Origin of the sequence: Shewanella submarina (assembly GCF_042646185.1) — a bacterium.
Taxonomy (GTDB): Bacteria; Pseudomonadota; Gammaproteobacteria; order Enterobacterales; family Shewanellaceae; genus Shewanella; species Shewanella corallii.
This window is the reverse complement of sequence record NZ_JBHRTD010000006.1, coordinates 439,135-459,933: the sequence shown is the minus strand read 5'-3', so window position 1 is coordinate 459,933 and position 20,799 is coordinate 439,135. Positions and strand designations below refer to the sequence as shown.

General features: G+C 52.0%; 17 protein-coding genes and 1 other RNA gene. 10 read left to right on the top strand and 8 right to left on the bottom strand.

From position 1 onward, the window contains the following. Positions 1 to 262: 262 nt before the first annotated feature. From ACFOE0_RS05035 to ACFOE0_RS05025, 3 genes are all read right to left on the bottom strand, one after another. A complete protein-coding gene (locus tag ACFOE0_RS05035; protein WP_248935186.1) occupies positions 263 to 1,477 on the bottom strand; it encodes an FAD-dependent monooxygenase in 1,215 nt (404 codons plus the stop codon). 11 nt (positions 1,478 to 1,488) lie between these two features. Beyond that, complete coding sequence (ubiH, locus tag ACFOE0_RS05030) at positions 1,489 to 2,721, bottom strand: 2-octaprenyl-6-methoxyphenyl hydroxylase (RefSeq protein WP_248935187.1); 1,233 nt, start codon at positions 2,719 to 2,721, stop codon at positions 1,489 to 1,491. Between the two features lie 77 nt (positions 2,722 to 2,798). Continuing rightward, positions 2,799 to 3,374 carry a UPF0149 family protein gene (locus tag ACFOE0_RS05025; RefSeq protein WP_115135909.1) on the bottom strand — a complete coding sequence of 192 codons (576 nt, stop codon included), beginning with the start codon at positions 3,372 to 3,374 and terminating at the stop codon, positions 2,799 to 2,801. 233 nt (positions 3,375 to 3,607) lie between these two features. Between ACFOE0_RS05025 and ACFOE0_RS05020 the strand changes: the two genes are divergently transcribed. From ACFOE0_RS05020 to ACFOE0_RS04995, 6 genes are all read left to right on the top strand, one after another. Next, positions 3,608 to 3,937: a cell division protein ZapA gene (locus tag ACFOE0_RS05020; RefSeq protein WP_248935188.1), complete on the top strand. Its 330-nt coding sequence runs from the start codon at positions 3,608 to 3,610 to the stop codon at positions 3,935 to 3,937. A 24-nt stretch (positions 3,938 to 3,961) separates the two neighbouring features. After that, positions 3,962 to 4,142, top strand: a non-coding RNA gene (gene ssrS, locus ACFOE0_RS05015) — 6S RNA. Between the two features lie 59 nt (positions 4,143 to 4,201). Beyond that, positions 4,202 to 4,792, top strand: a complete 591-nt coding sequence (locus ACFOE0_RS05010) for a 5-formyltetrahydrofolate cyclo-ligase (RefSeq protein WP_248935189.1) — start codon at positions 4,202 to 4,204, stop codon at positions 4,790 to 4,792. A gap of 44 nt (positions 4,793 to 4,836) precedes the next feature. Then, positions 4,837 to 6,369, top strand: coding sequence for an EAL domain-containing protein (locus tag ACFOE0_RS05005; RefSeq protein ID WP_248935190.1), 1,533 nt, complete (start codon positions 4,837 to 4,839; stop codon positions 6,367 to 6,369). 327 nt (positions 6,370 to 6,696) lie between these two features. Then, on the top strand, positions 6,697 to 8,880 hold the full coding sequence (locus tag ACFOE0_RS05000) for a TonB-dependent receptor plug domain-containing protein (protein ID WP_248935191.1): 2,184 nt from the start codon (positions 6,697 to 6,699) through the stop codon (positions 8,878 to 8,880). 31 nt (positions 8,881 to 8,911) lie between these two features. Then, complete coding sequence (locus ACFOE0_RS04995) at positions 8,912 to 9,466, top strand: TlpA family protein disulfide reductase (RefSeq protein ID WP_248935192.1); 555 nt, start codon at positions 8,912 to 8,914, stop codon at positions 9,464 to 9,466. A 23-nt stretch (positions 9,467 to 9,489) separates the two neighbouring features. Here ACFOE0_RS04995 and ACFOE0_RS04990 read toward each other — a convergent pair whose 3' ends face one another. Next, complete coding sequence (locus ACFOE0_RS04990) at positions 9,490 to 10,407, bottom strand: DUF808 domain-containing protein (RefSeq protein ID WP_248935193.1); 918 nt, start codon at positions 10,405 to 10,407, stop codon at positions 9,490 to 9,492. A gap of 426 nt (positions 10,408 to 10,833) precedes the next feature. Here ACFOE0_RS04990 and rpiA point away from each other — a divergent pair, with 426 nt between their 5' ends. Beyond that, entirely contained in the window at positions 10,834 to 11,493 is a 660-nt protein-coding gene (gene rpiA / locus ACFOE0_RS04985; protein ID WP_248935194.1) for a ribose-5-phosphate isomerase RpiA, read from the top strand. Positions 11,494 to 11,548: 55 nt separating this feature from the next. On the opposite strand, the gene recJ is transcribed toward rpiA, so the two are convergent. The 4 genes from recJ to brnQ form a co-directional block, all read right to left on the bottom strand. Next, a complete protein-coding gene (gene recJ, locus ACFOE0_RS04980; RefSeq protein WP_248935195.1) occupies positions 11,549 to 13,273 on the bottom strand; it encodes a single-stranded-DNA-specific exonuclease RecJ in 1,725 nt (574 codons plus the stop codon). 89 nt (positions 13,274 to 13,362) lie between these two features. Next, the gene (gene dsbC / locus ACFOE0_RS04975; RefSeq protein WP_248935196.1) at positions 13,363 to 14,082 is read right to left on the bottom strand and encodes a bifunctional protein-disulfide isomerase/oxidoreductase DsbC; all 720 of its coding nucleotides are present in this window, start codon (positions 14,080 to 14,082) and stop codon (positions 13,363 to 13,365) included. Positions 14,083 to 14,246: 164 nt separating this feature from the next. Further along, the gene (gene xerD, locus ACFOE0_RS04970; RefSeq protein ID WP_248935539.1) at positions 14,247 to 15,143 is read right to left on the bottom strand and encodes a site-specific tyrosine recombinase XerD; all 897 of its coding nucleotides are present in this window, start codon (positions 15,141 to 15,143) and stop codon (positions 14,247 to 14,249) included. 135 nt (positions 15,144 to 15,278) lie between these two features. Continuing rightward, the gene (brnQ, locus tag ACFOE0_RS04965; protein ID WP_248935197.1) at positions 15,279 to 16,580 is read right to left on the bottom strand and encodes a branched-chain amino acid transport system II carrier protein; all 1,302 of its coding nucleotides are present in this window, start codon (positions 16,578 to 16,580) and stop codon (positions 15,279 to 15,281) included. A gap of 659 nt (positions 16,581 to 17,239) precedes the next feature. Here brnQ and ACFOE0_RS04960 point away from each other — a divergent pair. The 3 genes from ACFOE0_RS04960 (at position 17,240) to ACFOE0_RS04950 (ending at position 20,799) form a co-directional block, all read left to right on the top strand. After that, entirely contained in the window at positions 17,240 to 17,944 is a 705-nt protein-coding gene (locus tag ACFOE0_RS04960) for a tRNA1(Val) (adenine(37)-N6)-methyltransferase (protein WP_248935198.1), read from the top strand. Between the two features lie 107 nt (positions 17,945 to 18,051). Beyond that, complete coding sequence (srmB, locus tag ACFOE0_RS04955) at positions 18,052 to 19,281, top strand: ATP-dependent RNA helicase SrmB (RefSeq protein ID WP_248935199.1); 1,230 nt, start codon at positions 18,052 to 18,054, stop codon at positions 19,279 to 19,281. Between the two features lie 306 nt (positions 19,282 to 19,587). Further along, positions 19,588 to 20,799 (top strand): efflux RND transporter periplasmic adaptor subunit, encoded by a 1,212-nt coding sequence (locus tag ACFOE0_RS04950; RefSeq protein WP_248935200.1) that lies wholly within the window; start codon positions 19,588 to 19,590, stop codon positions 20,797 to 20,799.

Genomic DNA, 20,799 nt, shown 5'->3' with positions numbered 1-20,799 from the left:
CTATGGGTCTGAGGTCATCTCATCAGGTCTTCGCCTGTTAATCAGCAGCGTAATCAAGACTTACAGATTAAGTCATCACCGCCGAGACAACCTGCTTTGGAAATGCGGCAAAATTATACCGCCCGTTGTGGTTTTGTATACAAAAAGATATTCATCACCAACTGCTTAGTGCATTAGTAAAAATAATGCGAACAATTAGTTATCTTCAACGCAGCAGCGGGCTTTCAAAGCCGATCCCCCGCCACTGCTGGGATAAGGACCTTTAGCGGCAAAGTCTGGGCAGACCGGATTTTTTACCCATGGCCTGTTGGATGAACAGTGTTTTCAGAGGAGAGACTGAATCAACCAGGTTCAAACCCAGATCCCTAATCGCTTTTTTGATTGGATTGCTTCCCGCGAACAGCTGCTTAAACCCTTCCATTGCGGTAATCATCTCCAGTGCGTCAGCCTTGCGCCAACGTTCCAGCGCCCGCAAGTGGCGATATTCGCCTATGTCCTTTCCGGCCTGTTTCAACTCAGCCACGGTATCGACAATGGCTGCGGCATCCAAAAAGCCCAGGTTCACGCCCTGCCCTGCCAGCGGATGTATGGTATGAGCCGCATCACCGGCCAGAATAAGTCGATGACGGGCAAAGTGTCTGGCGTAACGCATCCGCAGCGGGAACGACACGCGTTTACCATCACCGGCCAGTCGACACATGCCAAGGCGTCCGTCCATGGCCACAGTCAAACGCTTCTCAAACTCTTCATCTGTGGCGGCAAGCAAGCTGGCCGCCTGTTCCGGTGCCACTGACCAGACAATCGAACAGAGGTTTTCTTCATTGAGCGGCAGGAAAGCCAGCACGCCATCTCCCAGAAACGCCTGTCTGGCTGTTGAGTTATGGGGCTGCTCGGTTCTGATGGTCGCGACGATGGCATGATGGCCGTAATCCCAGAAGGTCAGAGGGATCTGGCACAGGCTACGCACCTGAGACTGGGCCCCATCGGCAGCCACCACCAATGCAGCACTCACCTGATCGCCATTATCTAACGTCAGCCAGGCTTCCCGCTCACCAAAGGCCAGCTTCTCCATACGGACACCTTCAAGGTGAGTCACATTGGCTAAACCGGCTGCACTGCGGGCCAGTGCGTAGCTGATAGCATCATTCTCGACAATAGCGCCCAGTGCAGGTTCAGACAGACTTTCGGCATCGAAGCTGATCTTACCCAGACCATCTTTATCCCACACTTCCATACGGCGGTAAGGGCCTGTGCGCTGGGCATCGATATAGCTCCAGGCGCCCAGATTGTTCAACAGGCGCTGACTGGCCTGATTGATGGCGCTGACTCTCAACCTTGGGTGACCTGTCACTGGCTGGCACTCGCCGGCATCTATTACCAGGGTTTTCACCCCGGCCTCGGCCAGACCACAGGCTGTCGCCAGCCCAACCATGCCACCGCCGACGATGGCAACATCATAGGTTTGTGTTGTAATCATGTTTTAGTTGCTCATATCCCTCTGGCTTCAACACTCCGCCAACCCATGGCTTGATGAGCCAAAGGCGTTTTCAGCGGCGGTATCCAGGAAAGCAGACGCAAGCCCATGTTGCGTCCTGCAGTCAGCGGCAGATAATTATTTGAAAAGCCCCTGACCAAAAATTCAATATTGGTAACTGTCGATTGCCTGTCTTCAGCCCGGCTGCGAAGAAAGTCGTGCACCAGAGTGGTTGCGCCTACATCTTCACCTGAGCACAACTGCTTTTCGATACAGGCAATCAGGTCAACCACATCCCTGAGCCCAAGGTTAAATCCCTGTCCGGCAATCGGGTGCAAGGTCTGGGCGGCATTGCCGATAAATACACAGCGATGATATCCCGGCCTCGGCATCACACTCATGGTCAGCGGGTAACAGTGGCGCGTTCCCGCCTGCACAAAGCGGCCAGCACGATAGCCAAATGCCTGTTGAAGTTCAGCCAGAAAACCTGATTCATCCAGCGTCATCACCCACTCAGCCTGTTCATGTTCCAGCGCCCACACCACAGATAGCCTGTGAAGACCGTCTACTTGAGACATTGGCAGCATGGCCAGCGGACCGGATTCGGTGAACCTTTCCCAGGCCATCCCCGGTTTTCCCCCGGTCACGGCGATATTGGCAATCACCGCACTTTGGCCAAACTCTGTGGCCTGCTGTTGCAATTTAAATTGCTGGCGAACTTTGGACTGGGCACCATCGGCTGCGACCACCAGAGACGCCGTCAGCTGCGCGCCACTACTCAGCGTGAGGGTATGGCAGTGTTTACCGGCATCAATCTGCTGCAGTGAATCGGGGCAAAAATAGCTGATATCAGACTTTTCCAGCATGGCATCCAGCACCTGCCCTACTGCTGCCAGCTCAACCACCTGACCAAATGCCGGCACCTTAAACGCTTCGGCGTCCATTCGCGTCATACCAAAATGGCCACGGTCGGACACATGAATGGTGTCAATCTTTGTTCCAAGGTGTCTGAGTGCAGGCCAGAGTCCAAGAGTATCGAGTTGATGAACAGAGCCATGTGACAGGGCAATGGCCCTGGCATCAAAGCCGGGATGCGACTTGCTGACTTTGAAGGCCTCAACCAACGCTATACGCAGCTTGCGACCGGATGCGCCAAGTTTTGCCAGGCCCAGGGCCAATGTGGCACCAGCCATGGCACCACCAATAATCACTACATCATAATGAGATTGAGTCGATTCGCTGCTCATACGCTTTATTTGGCGCCCGGCGCCCATTTTTTATTGATGAAAAAATGGCGGCCAATGCCGCCATTCGGTTCACTCTATCAGTGAATAATTTTATCTTCTGCGGCATCGTCCACACTTGGCTCAGGACCAAATTCGGCGTAACACAAAATGGCCGACATACGAACAAACTCCAGAATTTCCATATAAGCAGCCTCAGACTCCTCATCTTCGCTGACATCCAGCTCTACCCTGGCAATCTCCGCCAGATCCTGGATCACTTCGCGAACATCAGCAGAAGCCTGATTTAACTTCGGCTGGATAATAGCCAGGCCGGTCAGGAAACTCTGCACCCAAAGTGACAGGGCTTCGACTCTAGAGGCCAGAGGCTCTTCCTCTTCAGGCAACATAGGCACAAAGCCAAACTCAACATCCGCCAGACGGGTCAGGGCATCCTGATACATCTCTCCCACCAGAGTCTTGAGTTCGCCGGTCAGTGGTTGACCATCGTTCATCAACTCCGCCAGGGGCTTTTGCCAGCCATCACGACTGACAGACACTCCGCCACTGATCAAGCCCACCAGAGCACCGTGAACTTCTACCGGATGTTGTCCTATCTCAGCAGCGCTCAGAGCGGTTTTCAATTTGTCGATACAAAGGGAGGGAGGAGTCGCCATAGGTGTTTGAGTCCAAATACAGATTTAATCCAGCAATGCTAGCAGATGTGGTGTCTGTGACCAAGGGAAGCACCCGCTCGTGGGCACAAATTTTCGTCGCAGACTGGCATGCTGTTCACTCCTTGGGCAAGCACAGTGATCCCGCCCTATTTCACGCACTGCTTATCTTGCACTTTGGCCCCCGGCCTTATATAGTCCGCCTCAAGAGACCCAGGTAAGGAACACAGCGAAAAATGAGTAACAGTGCAGTTGATATCACCCTTCAGGGGCGCACGTACTCTATCGCCTGTCCGGCGGGTCAGGAAGCCGCGTTGAAAGCGGTTGCCACTAAGCTTGAGAAACAACTCGCTTCCCTGAGGTCACGAACCAACAGTTTGAGCCGGGAAGAGCTGGCCATCATGGCGGCCCTGAACATAGGCTATGAGTTGTTTGAAGAGCAGAAAAAGAATCAGGACTACATCAGACAGATGGATGAGCGTATCGGTCTGTTGCAGTCAACCCTCGAAAACGCGCTGGTTGAGCGCAGCCGAGGGGATAAGAGTACCGAAACCACATCGGAGTAAACCGGGTTTCAGTCAATCCAAATTCGCTCTCTGGGGTGTGCGACAGCAGGTAATGTCCCTGTGCCGATATTTTTAAACCCAGGGTGAATGCTTTACTGACATTGAGCATGCTCGGCCCGTACCGAGAAGCCTTAGGAGGTAATCATTTACCCGCCTTGAACCTACGGTTCAAGGGCTACACCCGCATCGGCACCCTGGAGAGCACCAAAATTCAGTTTATCTGTATGTATGCAGATAATTGATAACTAAAGTATTTCCTTAATTGTGGAAACCAGAGCAGAACTCAGACGCCGAATAAGGCAACAGCGCAGCAAACTTACAGCTGCCCAGCAGACAGAGGCGGCACAACAGCTCGTCGACCTTCTGCTACCTGAGCTGCTCAAACGTCAAGTCCAACATATCGCCCTTTACCTCTCCAACGACGGTGAACTCAATACCCTTCCTCTTATTCAGGCGCTGTGGCAACACAATATTCTCGTCGCGCTGCCGGTATTGCACCCCTTCTCCTCCGGGCATTTGCTGTTTCTCCACTACCACCCCGATTCCCCGATGACCACCAATCGCTATGGGATAGCCGAGCCCAGGCTCGACATCAGCCAACTTGTGCCTTTGCATAAGCTGGACCTGATCCTGACGCCTTTGGTTGCCTTCGATAAACAGGGAAACCGCCTTGGCATGGGCGGCGGTTTTTACGACCGAACCCTGGCCTGCAGCAATGCGCCTGCAGCCATGGGAATTGCACATGAGTGTCAAAAGGTGTCTGCGTTGCCAGTGGAAAGCTGGGATATACCTCTACCAGAGATAGCCACCCCCGATGCCCTGTATCAATTTTCAACCCCCAATCTTCATCTATAGACCTCAATAACTGACGTCTTCACACCTTGAAGTAAAGAGGAATCGTGATCTCAGCATTCGCACCAAAGCTGCACTCTTTGGACAGGCATGCCCTGCTCATTGGCGTCATGCTATTTGTGTTGCCCATTCTGGCTGCGCTGTCGACCCATAAAATGTTGACTGCGCACCTGGTGGATTATCGGATGCAACAAACTATGGATAGTATTACTGGCCTGATTAACCAGCAAACCCATAACGGCGAGTCGAAAGACGCCCACAATCAATTGGTCAACGCTTTTAACTTTGACTGTGGCGCCAAAGATCAAGCCCTGTTGTCCAGCCCTGGGATAAGCCCCAGTGAAGTTCGGGTAGTACAACTTGAACTGGCCGGCGCGCAACGTTGTTCCAATCTGGGAACGCCGGTTGATTTCCATCTGGATAGTGTGAAAAAGGTGGAGGGTGTTCCTATCTATCTGGGCACCAGCCGTTCGCCCCTGCTGGAAAGTCGCGCGCTGGTTTATATATTGCAGTTGGGCCCCCATCGCCTGCTGGCCATGGTAAATAACCGGGTCTACAGCGATATGCTCAATAACAACTGTAAAAACTGCTACCAGTTGGTATTCAACTACCCTGAGCTGAAACCTATCTTGCTTGGGCCAACAGTGCTGAGACAAGACAGGTATAAGTACACCCGCGCCCGGGATGCCGATGCCTTTGGACTTGAGCTGACCCTTAATGCCGGCGACCAGTTGCACAAAGAGGTCAGCGAACAGGTGTGGCTGGTACTGCTGCTGTCATCTCTGGGTATCGGCTTTGCAGCCAACTGGTTGGTCGCGCACTGGCGTAACCGCCGCATCTCTCCCGGATACCTGATTAGAAGGGGTCTGGAAAACGGCGAGTTTATCCCCTATTACCAACCTGTGATCAATACCCAAACCGGTGAACTCATAGGCCAGGAAGTCCTGATACGTTGGCAGCGGCCCGATGGGCAGCTAATCCCTCCCAGCCAGTTTATTCCCTATGCGGAGGAACATGGGCTTATCATCCCCATGACCCACCTGCTGCTGGAGAAAATTTGCCAGGATCTTCCCTCTCTGCAGGGTTGGGTAAGTATCAATGTGGTCGCAGAACACCTTGAGAAAGGCCTGTTAAGTCAATATCTGAAGTCCAAAGAGACAGATATCAGCCGAATCTGTTTTGAGCTCACTGAGCGGCAGCCAATGACCAACTTCAGCGCTGCGGTAAAAGAGATTGAGACCCTGGGTAAGATCTGCCATGGCGTCAAACTGGACGATTTTGGTACAGGTTTTGGCGGCTTTGGCTACCTGCATAAGCTGGGGATCAAGTGCATTAAAATCGACAAGATGTTTATCGATACCATAGGTACAGATGACCTTAAGCGAGGGGTACTGAACTCCATTATCGCCTTCGGTCGTGAGACCAATATGGAGATGATTGCAGAAGGGGTGGAAACCCAACAGCAGCTGGATTATCTGTCCGCTAAAGGGGTTCACCTGGTGCAGGGGTATTTCTATGCCCAGCCGTTGTCACTGGCGGATCTGCTGCTGCGTTACCCCATTTTGAAGCCACACGATTAACCCCTTGTCAGGACAACCGGTATCCAGCGGTACCGGTTGTCTCCTCCTGAGCTTTCCTTCATTTATGCTGGTTGCTTACGTAACAACATGGTCCTTTCAAATCTAAACCATTGTGCTGCTGTTGTTTCCTTCTCGTCCCTCAGGTTTACTGTAGACCGCTAATTTAGCGACATCAGCAACACTTTGTGACACTTGTCAGATTTTCCAACCATAAAACAACAAATCCACAAAACTTTTATTGATTATGATAACCATTATCATTAACCTTTAAATCCGCAATACAACCCCATGCGCTAAATAACAATATCAACGGAAGAGACTGGATCCATGTTCACAAAAAGCACCCTGGCACTGGCTGTCATCCTGGCCATGCAATCCCCTTTGGTCGCAGCACACAGTAAAGAGACCCGTGCCGTGTCCCAACAGCAAGCCGCAGAAGAAGAAATGGAAACCATTGAAGTTCGCGGCGTACGCCAGCGCCTGGAAAAGGCCGGAGTACTGACCGACAGCATCATGAAAACAGAAATCGTCAGCGCCGAACTGATTGAAAACAAGAATGCCGTCAACCTGACCGAAGCGATCGACAACACTCCCGGTGTCCGGGTTTCCAACGAATGCTCCATGTGCGGGGTAAAACGCATCATGTTGAACGGTCTGCGTGGCGAACAAACCACGCTGCTGGTTGATGGCCTGCCGGTACATGCCATGATTGCCGGCTACTATGCCGTAGATGCCATTCCCACTACAGGGGTAGACCGTATTGAAGTAGCCCGCGGCGCCGGTGCATCCCTTATCGCCCCTGAAGCCATAGGCGGCACCATCAACGTCATTACCAAAACCGCCACGGAGAATGCTGCCACAGTGGATGTTTCTGTGGGTGAGGATGGTAATCGCAAGATAGGTATTCTGGGGACAGGTATCAGTGAAGACGGCAAAACCCGCGCGACTCTGATTGCGCAGTACGATGCCAGAGATCAGGTAGATGAAGACAACAACCTGGTGAACGAGGCTCCCTCTCAGGAAAACCGTACCTTTACCGCTCGACTATCCCATGATCTGACAGACAAGGACAACCTGACCCTGAGGTACTCCAATGTAGACTCAGAAATCATAGGCGGTCCAATGATTGGCGCTGAGTTTGCCGATGGAGTGGCCAGCAGCATAGGCACAGTTATCGCCGGTTACGACGGTATCGATTCTGATCTGCTGTTCGATGGCAATGACGTACGCAACGACTTTGTGGGTAAAGCCTGGGAAACCACAGAATGGATCCATACTCAGCGCGATGAGGTGACCCTGAGTTGGTTGCGGGAGCTCAACGATGACCTGAACATGACACTGTCAGGTGTTTACTCTGACCACAGTCAGGACTCCTTTTACGAAGGCTTTCGTTACTACGCCGAAGACACCATGATGTACTTTGACGCCAGATTTAACTACTTCCTCAACGATAGTCACCTGTTGACCTTTGGCGTCGACCACAGAACCGAAGAGATGCGTTCTCAGTCCAGCGGTGAAGTGGCTGCACCCGATAAGTATGTGTCTGACTCCTTCGACTATGACACCCTGGGCTTCTACCTGCAGGACACCTGGCAAGCGACTGACGCCCTGGAAATTGCCATGGCGCTTCGTTATGACAATGTCCAGGCTGACTTTATCGACCCCAAGAAGCCGGGTAAAGAGATAGACAAGTCGATTCTCGCCCCACGGGTCGACATTCGCTACAGCCACAACGACGAGTGGACATCACGTCTCTCCGCTGGTCGCGGCTACCGCGCGCCACTCTCTTTCTTTGAAACCGACCACGGTATTCTGGATGCGGATCTGGGCTTTGCTATCGACATCGATGAACTGGAGCGTTCCACGTCTGCCACCTATGCCCTGAGCTATGCAGGCAATGACCTGACCATGACCACCTCGTTGGCATGGACTGAAGTTGAGCACCTGGCCAGCCTGACAGAAACCGACGATGGCATTCCGCTGCTGACGCAACTGGATGAGAAAGCGGCTGTCACCACTGCTGATATCGCTCTGGGCTATGACCTGACCGACGACCTGACTCTGGGCTTTACCGCGGAAGGTTTCTTCTATGATGACGCCTTTAAATCCTCCTACGCCATCGCCCCGGTAGAAGAGCGACTGACCCTGAACGCTGATTACCTGATTGGCGGCTGGGATATCTTCGCCAATCTGGTATGGGTCGGTTCCCGGGATCTGTCTGAATACGGTTATGAGGGTTACAACCAGATTGATGACAACGGCAGTGTGATCGAAAGCTCCAAAAAGTCCACTGACGCTCCCTCCTACTGGACACTTGACCTCAAGGTGACCAAGGCGATTACCGACAACATAGATTTCTATGCCGGGGTTAACAACCTGCTTGATTACACCCAGGTGAATGAGGGGGAAACTCCGCTGTTCTTCGACGCTGATGGTGGCTATGACGTGGCTTATATCTGGGGCCCTCTGCGCGGTCGTGAGATCTACGCGGGCTTCAAGGCCGAATTTTAATCCAGGCAGATAACAGTAAAAGGACAGTTTGATGCAAAACCCCGGCAGCAACACCAATGGCCATCACGGCCACTCATCAGTAAGACAGTCGCCATGGACAGGTCTGCTGCCACTGACGGTGTTGATTCTGATGCTCGGCGCGATCACTCCCCGCGCAGTGGCATTGGAATTGCTGGGGTTTGAACATCAAAGTCTGAGTGACGGCAGTATCAGTAATCTCAAGCACCTTAAGGGCAAACCCACACTACTCATGTTCTATGAGCCGGACTGTCCCTGGTGCTTTAAACAGGGCAGAGCCTTTAATAAGCTGCTCAGCCACTGTGGTGAAGAGTTGCAGATAGTGGCACTTGGCACCCATGGTGACAAAGCCAGCCTTAAGCGTGAACTGTGGAAAATGAAGCCTGACTTTCCAGGTTTTATCGCCGGCCAGGAGATGATCAACTCTGTTGGAGACTTACCTGCTACGCCAATGACACTTATTGCAGATAGCAATGGTGAGTTTATCAGTTACATGAGAGGTTATATTAAGCTGGAGACCCTTGAACCCCTGCTGAAAAAACAGCTGGGACTCACCTGCAAAGGGTAATCGGAAAGCGCTATCGAGCGCTTTCAGTGTGCCGCTTTCCCCCGGAGCTTATTCACCAGAGAGACCAGGATTAACGCGCCGATACCTGCCACGACACCAAACAGGGCATTAAGCACAGTCGGCATGATATACGCCAGCAAAGGACCTGCCACAGCTACAGACTCTACGCTGGCAGCCAACTGAGCAAAATACTCAGCCACTGAATGCATACCATGCACCAGAATACCGCCACCCACCATAAACATGGCCAGTGTGCCGACAACCGCCAATAGTTTCATCAGCTTTGGAGCCGCCGCCAGCAGCATGTTACCCAGCCATTTGGCACCAGAGGAAGCTCCCTCCTTGCTCACCAGATACAAGCCGGCGTCATCCATTTTGACAATGGCCGCCACCAAGCCATAAACACCTATGGTCATGGCAATGGCGATAATGCTCAGGGTGACCAGTTGGGTAGTAAAACTGGCATCCGCCACCACCCCAAGAGTGATGGCGATAATCTCGGCGGAAAGGATGAAGTCAGTACGAATAGCCCCTTTTACCTTCTCCTTTTCCCATGCCTCCAGGTCAAGGTCAGCCGGAAGTTCCTCTTCAGCCTTCTGCTCTTGATGAAACCAGCTGTGGTAGAGCTTCTCAACCCCTTCAAAACACAAAAACAGGCCACCGAACATCAATAACGGTGTAACCAAAAATGGCGCAAACGCACTGATAAGCAATGCCGCCGGCACTAAAATCGCCTTATTGATAAATGAGCCCCTGGCAACCGCCCACACCACAGGCAGCTCCCGCTCTGCACTGACACCTGTTACCTGCTGGGCATTAAGCGCCAGGTCATCCCCCAGCACCCCGGCAGTTTTACGGGCAGCCACCTTGCTCATTACCGCCACATCATCCAGCACCGCGGCTATGTCATCCAATAAGGTCAATAAACTCGCACCAGCCATAGTTTCCCCCAAAACTTATCATACCAATTTCATTTAATAGTTGATCTGTTTCAGCGGGAGTTCAATGCACTTGAGACAAGACGAGTCGGCGAAGTCATAGTGGTTCTATGTCGAGACGACTCAACGCAGTATCAAGCGCATTGAAACCCGCACTGCGTGAGCGTGTCTGGCATCCTGCTTCTGCGTTGCATTGCTCTTAAAGGGGGCCACCCTTATTCAATCAATGCGCCTGAAATCAGAATCCCTGACGCGCTCTGAATTGATCAAACTATTAATGAAGTTGGTATCGCACTGATAGATAAGAGCTACTCTACCCCATCACTGAGTCCAAACATAATGATTGTATTTTCATAGAAAAATACCTAAGCGCACTGCAATGCAGGTTATAATACGCGCCATTTCCCGGCTCCATTTGGAAGGACTAAGATGACTCAAGACGAAATGAAAAAGGCGGCGGCTCAGGCAGCCCTGGCCTATGTTGAAGAAGGCAGCATTGTAGGTGTAGGTACCGGCTCAACCGTTAATCACTTTATCGATGCACTGGCCAGTATGAAGGATGATATTGAAGGCGCAGTTTCAAGCTCTGAAGCCTCCACTGAGCGCCTGAAAGCGCTGGGCATTGAAGTCTTTGACCTTAACAGTGTCAGCAACCTGTCTGTCTATGTGGATGGAGCCGATGAGATCAGTCCGCATATGGCGATGATCAAAGGTGGTGGTGCCGCGCTGACCCGGGAAAAGATCGTCGCAGCTGTCGCCGACAAGTTTATCTGTATCGTCGATAACACCAAGCAGGTAGACGTACTGGGTGAATTCCCCCTGCCGGTTGAAGTGATCCCTATGGCTCGCTCCTATGTGGCGCGTCAGCTGGTTAAGCTGGGCGGTGACCCGGTTTACCGTGAAGGTGTGGTCACAGACAATGGCAACGTGATTCTGGATGTTTATAACCTGAAGATCCTGAATCCAAAAGAGTTGGAAACCCAGATCAACGCGATTGTTGGCGTAGTAACCAACGGCCTGTTCGCCGAGCGTGGCGCAGATGTACTGCTGGTCGGTACCCCAGAGGGCGTACAAACACTCAAAAACTGATCCCGCTCAGTTCGTGCCTGAAAGAGATGCGAGTATGTTCGCATCTCTTCCTTTCTTAACGGGGCTCCAGCTGCTCCACCAGCAGTTGTACAGATTGGTTTCCCCGGAACTCATTCACATCCAGTCGGTAAGCAAGACGGACATGCCCAATACTGGCATCAGGCCAGGTCTTAAGGTCCACATTAAACGCGATGGCATCGAGCATGGCACCGCCACACTCAGTTTCCACCACCATCTTCAAATGCTTTTCACCCACAACACGTTGCTGAATCAGACGAAAGTAACCATCAAATAGCGGCTCTTCAAACGCCTGCCCCCAGGGACCGGCGCTTCTCAGCATCATGGCGATATCCAGATTCATCATATCAACGGATAGCTCACCATCACTGAGGATCTCTCCTGTCAGTTGCTCCGGCTTAAGCAGCGCCTTTACCGCATCGTCAAAAGCGTTGGCAAACTCCTGATAGCGATCCGCCTTCAAACTCAACCCTGCAGCCATAGCATGACCACCGAATTTGGTAATCATGCCCGGATAACGAGCGTTAATCAGCTCAAGCGTATCCCGCATATGCAAACCTTTAATAGAGCGGGCAGACCCTTTTATCAGACCTTCACCTGCATCAGCAAAAGCGATAACCGGCCTGTGATATCTGTCCTTGATACGGGATGCCAGAATGCCTATCACCCCCTGATGCCAGTCGTCCTGAAACAGCGCGATACCCCAGGGCAACTCACTCTCATTGAACTCCATCGACTCCAGGCTTTTGAGCGCTTCAGCCTGCATTCCGGTCTCAAGTTCCCGACGTTCAGCATTCAAACCATCCAGCTCCGCCGCCATGCGACGGGCTAAATGAATGTCTTCGCACAGCAGGGTTTCCACCCCCAGCGCCATCTCATCCAGACGACCGGCTGCGTTCAATCTGGGACCCACGGCAAAGCCAAAGTCAGAGGCCACCATGCGCTGAGGATTGCGCTTGGCTACATCCAGCAAAGCCGTGATCCCGGGGCGGCAACGCCCTGCCCGCACCCGCTTAAGCCCGGCTTCAACCAATATCCGATTGTTGGCATCCAGCGCAACCACATCCGCCACAGTCCCCAGAGCCACAATATCCAATAAGGTCGCCAGGTTAGGTTCGGCAATGCCTTGTTGTGCAAACCAGCCCCGGTTCCTGAGCTCGCCACGAAGAGAAGACATTAAATAGAAAGCAACGCCTACTCCGGCAATGGACTTACTGGCAAAGTCACAACCATGCTGATTGGGGTTCACAATGGCATCCGCATCGGGCACTTCTGCGCCGGGCAGGTGATGGTCGGTCACCACCACTTTCATGCCAAGGGCTTTGGCGGCTGCCACACCCTCGATGGAGGAGATGCCATTATCTACAGTGATAAGCAATTGGGCTCCCTGACTGTGAGCCACAGCCACAATCTCAGGACTCAGCCCATAACCATAATCAAAGCGGTTGGGGATCAGGTAGCTCACGTCCGCAGCGCCCATCATACGCAGCGCCAACATACAGACACTGGTACTGGTGGCACCATCGGCATCGAAATCACCCACAATCAGGATTCTGGCATTCTCGGCCATGGCATCGGCCACTATGGCAGCGGCTTTATCCAGCCCCAGCATGGTATTGGGCCTGAGTAAACCAGCCAGCTCAAGTTGGCATTCATCGGGCTGAACGCCTCTTCTGGCGTATAGCTGTCGCAGCAAGGGCGGCAAGGAGGGAGAAAGATGACTGTCATCAACCGGAGGACGGCGAACGATATTGTGGATCACGGGAGAATTCCTGCTGGCCGAAACAAAGCGAACAAGATAACAAAAAGGTGAGCCACTGGCTCACCTTTTTCGCGGAGTTAACACTGTTATCAACGGGTTTCCAGCATACGCAGCAAAGAATCTGCAGGTTGGTAACCCGGGATCAGAATACCATCTTCCAGCACAACGGCCGGGGTACCTGTTACCCCCAGAGTGCCACCCAGCTGGTACTGTTCAGTAATCTTGGCATCACATTTCGCCGTAGGGACCCGCTTGCCATTCTGGGCATCGTTCATCGCCTGCAGTGGGTCAGCAGCACACCAGATAGAACGCATATCCTCAGCATTTTTGGACGGAACGCCCTGACGAGGGAACGCCAGATAACGCACTGTGATGCCGGCGTCATTGTAGTCCTTCATCTCATTGTGCATCTTACGACAGTAACCACAGGTCACATCGGTGAATACAGTGATCACATGCTTTTCATCTTTGGCCTTGTAAACCAGCATGTCATCTTCAAATTCTTTGATCATTTCTTTGCGTGGGCCAGCCAGCGCTGCATCAGTCAGGTTCAGCATGCCGCGGTCCATATCATAGATATTGCCGTGAACCAGCTTGGAGCCATCCTCAGTCACATAGATAACACCACGGTCAGTCAGAGCCTGATACAAGCCAGAGATAGGCGATGGCTGCAGGTCGGCAACTTCCAGACCCAGAGTGTCACTGAGCTTTTGTTTGAGCACATCAGCATTCTTGATATCTGCGGCCTGGGCAGCAAAAGCTGACATCACCAAAGCAGCGGTAAGCGAAATCGCACGGGTAAACTTCATTATCAATCCTTAGGGCTTATCGGGTTCCGTATCGCGTCTATAAAACAGAACCTTGTTTGGGCAGAAAAATTACAGAGAGATCCGCTCAAATGCAACTTGTCTGCCGGAATAAACTGTATGCAACTTTGACAAGGGCGACAGTTTGCCGGGAAATGTGCGAGCTATCATCCCCTTGGGTGATGCTGACTATGCAGTTGCGCCAGTCGCAACTTAGCCACATGGGTGTATATCTGAGTGGTCGACAGCGAGCTGTGCCCCAACAACAGTTGCACCACGCGCAGGTCGGCACCATGATTCAACAGATGAGTGGCGAAAGCGTGCCTTAATGTGTGCGGCGACAACTCACCCTGAATATTTGCTCTCAGTGCATAGAGTTTAATTCTGTGCCAGAAAGTCTGGCGTGTCATCATCTGGCCTCTGCCAGAAGGGAAAACCACATCTGAAACGCGGCTGCCAAGCAGCAATCCTCTTGCCGAACTCAAATAGTATTCCAGCGCCGCAGTGGCAGGCTCTCCCATGGGAACCAACCTCTCCTTCCCACCTTTACCCACCACTCTGACCAACCCCTGACGCAAACTGACCTGCTCCAGCGTCAAGCCCACCAGCTCTGTCACCCGCAAACCTGTGGCATACAGTAGTTCCAGCATGGCCTGATCACGACACTCTAAGGTATCTTCAGGGTCAGGCTCGGCCAGCAACAGCTCTACATCCTGCTCAGACAAGGTCCCTGGTAATTTGCGGTCCAGCTTTGGGGCGGCGAGATCGACACAGGGGTCCAGATTGATCTGCGACTTCTCCAACAAAAAACCATAATAGCGTTTGATGGCGCTGAGCACCCTGGCGCTGGAGGATTTGGCAAACTCCTGCTCCTTTCGCCACTTCAGATACAGCTGTAATTCACTGCGAGAAGCCTCCTTCATCTGCAGTTTTTGCCCAGCCAGAAAGCTGGCCAACAACCCCAGATCGCTGCGATAAGCCGCCAGAGTGTTGTCACTTAAGCCATTGACCGACCACAGCTCATCAAGAAAGCTCTCAATTGCTGCCTGACTTTTGCTGAGCACAACAGGGTCGGCTTGCTGTCTCAATTCCGACGTGATCTGTTTTAATTTTGTCTGTTTTGCCAAAGCGATTTCCAATGATGCCGGATACAAAAAACGGCGCCTGAGCGCCGTTTTATTATGTTGCTATACAGTCGATTATGCCACTGTCTCAGCCTTGGCTGGCTTTTTGATAAACAGACAGACGAACATAGTAACCAGAGTCGGCAGCAACCAGGCCATACCTTCAGCATACAAAGGCAGGAAGTTCAGGAAGCTGGTATCAAGCCCAGCCACTTTCAGACCATCAAAGATACCGAACACCAGAGCCACAGACAGGACCAGACGGTGAGAAAACTCAGGTCTGGCAAACTTCTGGGTCAGGAAGGTCACCAATACCAGAGCGATAGCTACTGGATAAACGGTTACCAGCACAGGGATACTGAAATTAATCAGCTCTTTCAGTCCCAGGTTAGCCATCGCCATACAACCTGCACACATCAGCAGTACCCAGATGCGGTAACTGATCTGTGGCAGCAGTTCGTTAAAGTACTCAGAACAAGCGCTCACCAGACCAACCGCAGTGGTCAAACAGGCCAGAGTCACCACGCTCGCCAGCAAGATAACGCCGGTATTGCCAAAGTAGTGGGTCACATATTGAGTCAGCAGTTGACCACCTGTCTCAGCGCCAATCGCCAGATCACCGGCAGTGGTGCCAAGATAGAACAGAGACAAATAAACAAATGCCAGACCACCGGCAGCAATCAGTGCCGCACGAACCAGGTATTTGGTTTGAGTTGCAGCCTCTGTCACCCCTTTCTTGCGCAGGATATCAATAATCAACATACCGAAGATTAATGATGCCAAAGTATCCATGGTGTTGTAGCCCTCAAGGATACCTTTGGTCAGTGGAGAGCTGGCATAGTCTCCCTGAGGCACACCCGGCTCAGCACCCGGCAGGATAAATACTGACACCGCCAGGCCCACCAGCAGGAAAATCAACAGAGGGGTTAATACCTTACCCACGCTATCGAGCAGGTTACCCGGGAAGGCTGACAGCACCATGGTGATCAGGAAAAAGCCCAGGGTGTAATACAGCTGACCATTGGTGGCATCGGCTGACAAAAATGGCAGTGCGCCAATTTCAAAGGCAACCAGACCAGTACGGGGAGCGGCAATAATAGGGCCGATGATGAGATAAATAGAGACTGTAAGAGCCGTTGCCGCTGCAGAAGGCAGGAAAGCTGTCACTTTACCGTTGGATTTGGCGATGGCAATCAGACCCACCAGCGGCATACCCACGGCAGTCAACAAAAAGCCAATCATTGCAGGCAGTGTGTTATCACCCGCCATATGCCCTGCGAATGGCGGGAAAATCAGGTTCCCGGCGCCAAGAAAAAAGGCGAAGGTCATAAAACCCAGACCTATGGTATCTCCCATTGTCATTTGCTTGTTTTGCACAAAAACTCCCCACTTATTATTGTTTGGATACTGAACACCCCTGAATCAGCGAATATTGTTCAGACATTCCTTATGTTTTTTTAACCAACTTAAGTCATCGACTCTGGATATGCCAGCCGGATCGCCGACACCGCAAACCAAGCGTAAACATTAAGTTACAGCGACTATTCGCCTTATTCAGACCTTTCCTGGTGATATTTTGTGCAAACTTATCGTATTTGATGACCGCACGCTGGAATCGAATTCCTGTCCCTGTATCTCCCCGAGCTAAAACCCCAATATATTGTGTTTTGCTGCGCGGTCACATTTATCAAAGTTAATCCGGAATGACAATACAGAAACTGACCAAGCGAGCAGAAATGCACCACACAAAAACAAGGTGTTAACACCAACCCAAGGAGTTCAACACCTTGCCTGTAAGATGATGTCTGCAAAGCTGATTTTCCAGCGCATAGTCCAATACTGGTAAGACCAGAGTTTTAGGTCTCAGGGCATCTTCAGCCAACTGATAACTCCCCCAAACACGCAAACTGACACAGGATTATCAGGCTCTCCTGCCACCTATTCGAGACGAATACCCGGTGGCTGAATTTAACACTGGAGAAAGCGGCCAACACTGGCTACAATCCGCCCTCATTTTTCCGTCGGGTTCGTTATCAGTGCCATTCACTTTTAAGCAGTTCCATATCGATGATCAGGGTTGCGGAATGCCCGTCAGCACGGATGCCGTGGTTCTGGGTGCATGGGCGCCACTGACTCAGGCAAAGCAGATCCTGGATATTGGCGCTGGCAGTGGTTTACTGAGTTTGATGGCAGCGCAAAGGTCAACGGCCCATGTCACAGCCGTAGAAATTGACGACGCTGCGATTCAGGCGTGCCAACGAAATATCGATGCCAGTCCCTGGGCCGACAGAATCAGTTTGATTGCCGGTGATATCAGTGAGATTGCTGCGCAGCAAAGTCAGCGGTTTGACCACATCATATGTAACCCGCCTTACTTTGAAACGGGCCCCCAGTCAGACAAGACAGGCCGGGCCACGGCCAGGCACACGGATAAACTGACCTTTGCAGCACTGACCCGAGCCTTTGATGGACTCTTGTCTGAACAGGGCAAAATCACCCTGATACTGCCGATTGAATCCCTGGCAGCCTGGAACAAGGCGCTTGAGCAGACACTACAGCTGACACTATTGCACCAATGCGATGTGGTCAGTGTTCGGGGAAAAGCTGCCAAACGCATGCTTTTACTTCTGGGTCGGAACAGAGCAACGCCAGCTCAAAGCCAGTTGGTGCTCCGGGAGCCCAACAACAGCTACAGCCAAGAGATGATAGCCCTGACCCGGGACTTCTATTTGTTTATGTAAAGGAAACGGCGAGTCCGCTTTTTCCACGCAGGCCCCGCGCTGATCAAATTGGTATTCCCAGTCAGCGGCGAATATAATGGCGGCCGATTATTTAAGAGATGCAGCCAATGCAATTTGAAGATTTTGATCTCGACCACAGCTTGCTTGAGTCGTTAAAAGCTATGGGGCATAAAACCCCCACCACAATCCAGAGCAAAACTCTGCCATTGGCGCTGGAGCAGCGCGACATTATGGCCAGTGCCCCGACCGGCACAGGTAAAACCGCCAGCTTCTTGCTTCCTGCTCTGCAGCATCTGATCGATTTTCCACGCCGATTCCCTGGCCCTGCCCGGGTATTGATCCTGACCCCAACCCGTGAGCTGGCCAGTCAGATCCATCGCTATGCCTGTCATTTGGCAACCGATATGGGCCTGGATATCAATATCGTCACAGGTGGTGTTCCTTATGGTCCACAGGAAGAGGCTCTTGCGGGCAATGTGGATATTCTGGTCGCGACTCCCGGCCGCCTGGTGGAGTATCTGGACAAGCGGAAGTTTGATGCTCAGTCAGTAGAGCTGCTGATCATCGACGAAGCTGACCGTATGCTGGACATGGGCTTCAATCAGGTGGTACAGACCCTGGCGATTGAAGCTCAGGGCCGTAAGCAAACCATGCTGTTCTCTGCCACTTTGGAAGGCTATGGCGTGCAGAAATTTGCCGCTGACCTGCTGACCAATCCGGAACGCATTGATGCCGACGACCTGCCTCGCAGTGAAAAAGCCAAGATCCATCAATGGGTGCACCTGGCTGACAGCCGCGAACATAAATTTGCACTGCTGTGTGCCTTGCTGAATAAAGAAGAGGTCACCCGGGCAATTGTGTTCTGTAAAACCCGTGAGGTAGTGGCATCGCTGGAAGGCCTGCTGCAACAAGCGGGCATTCAGGCATCTTTCCTGCGTGGCGATATGGACCAAAAACGTCGTTTCCAGGCGTTGGGACGCTTTATCAAAGGTGAAGTGAATGTGCTGCTGGCTACCGACGTGGCCGCCCGTGGTATCGATATTGACGATATCAGCCATGTGATCAACTTCGACATGCCGCGCTCATCCGATGTATATGTTCACCGTATCGGCCGTACCGGACGCGCTGGTAACAAGGGCACGGCTATCTCTTTGGTTGAAGCCCACGATATGCGTATTCTAGGCAAAGTTGAGCGCTACATTGAGCAACCGCTGAAGCGCCGCTTTGTTGAAGGCCTGCGTCCCAAGCACAAAGAAGCCAAGGTGCCGACCAAGAAAAAGCCTAAAGAGAAGGCGAAGGCCGCTGCCAAACGTGCCAAAAAAGCGAAAAAGAAATAGTTAAGAAAGGGCTGCACTGGATGCAGCCCTTTTTTATTGGTCAGTCAGGCCATAACGAATATTTACACAGCAAAAAACTCCCTCTCCAACTCTCCATCCCCCCTGAAACTGCTAATACCATGAAATGATGTCAAAAATTAACAGCAGCAAAGATATTGTTCGCCGCACTTTATCCAGCGAGTCCTGCTGTCGCTATTAATCGACACCAAAGGAAACATTTTATTTACAAAAAGAGATTTAAAGCCCTCTGCTGGTTTGATAATTTAGATAACAATTCGATATTCAGGCATGGAGCCACCCCCCAGTATGTTGATCACAATTCTCCGGCGTGTACTGCCTCCCCTGTTAATCATCGCCGTTTTTGTCGGCCTTGCTAAGTTACTTATGATGACTCAAGAAGAGCCTGAAAAGAGGGAGGAGGAGGTCATACTCACGGTCGTTGATGCCCGTAATGCCTCTCAGGAAAGGGTGTCACTGAACCTGCCCTCCTACGGCGTTGTCGAGCCCAAGCACAAGACACTATTGGTTGCAGAAGTAAAAGGCAGAGTGCTGACCATAGCGCCCGAATTTGTCGCCGGTGGCATAGTCAAGAAAGGCCAACAGCTGGCAGTAATAGAGCAGTCTGACTATGAAGCAGACCTTGCTCAGGCACAGGCTTCTCTCGCTCAGGCGCAAGCCGCGCTGGAAGAGGAGATTGCCCGTGGCGAAGTAGCCAAAATCGAGTTCCGTGATTTCGATAATGGTGTACCTCCTGAACTGGGCCTGCGTAAGCCTCAACTTAAGAAAGAGCAGGCCAATGTGAAGTTTGCTCAGGCCGCGCTGGACAGAGCCAGGCGCAACCTGGAACGTACGGTCATCCGTGCACCTTTTGATGGCATAGTGAAAGCCCGCGGCGTAGACCTTGGCCAGTATGTCACTCTGGGCACCAACCTGGGTGAACTCTTCAATACCGATATTGCTGAAGTGAGACTGCCACTGGCCAATTCCGATTTGGCCTACCTGGAGTCAGTGGATAACCCGGACACAGAAGTGGTGCTTACTGCCGATCTTGCCGGTCGTCAGGTGACCTGGCAGGGCAATATAGTGCGCAGCGAAGGGGTCATTGACGCGGGTAACCGCATGGTTTATCTGGTCGCCGAAGTAGAAGACCCATACCTGCACAGCAATAAGAGCCTGGGCGAATTGCCGCTGAAATTCGGGACCTTTGTAAACGCGACTATCCGTGGCCGAACTGTAGAAGGCATTGTTAAGCTGCCGCGCCATCTGGTGCGCAACAGCGAAGTCGCTATGGTCAAAGGTGACAACACCATAGAGATGAGAACCGTCAACGTGGTTCGAACCGATACCGACCATGTCTATATCAAAGACAGTATTAAAGATGGTGAACTGGTTTCCTATACCCCAATCAATACCCTGGAGGCCGGAGAGGAAGTCAAACTGCTTGGTCAGGAGGATAGCTCAGGCAAACAGGAAAAAGACACTCAGGAACGACTGGCATCAGCTGAGGCACAGGAGTAA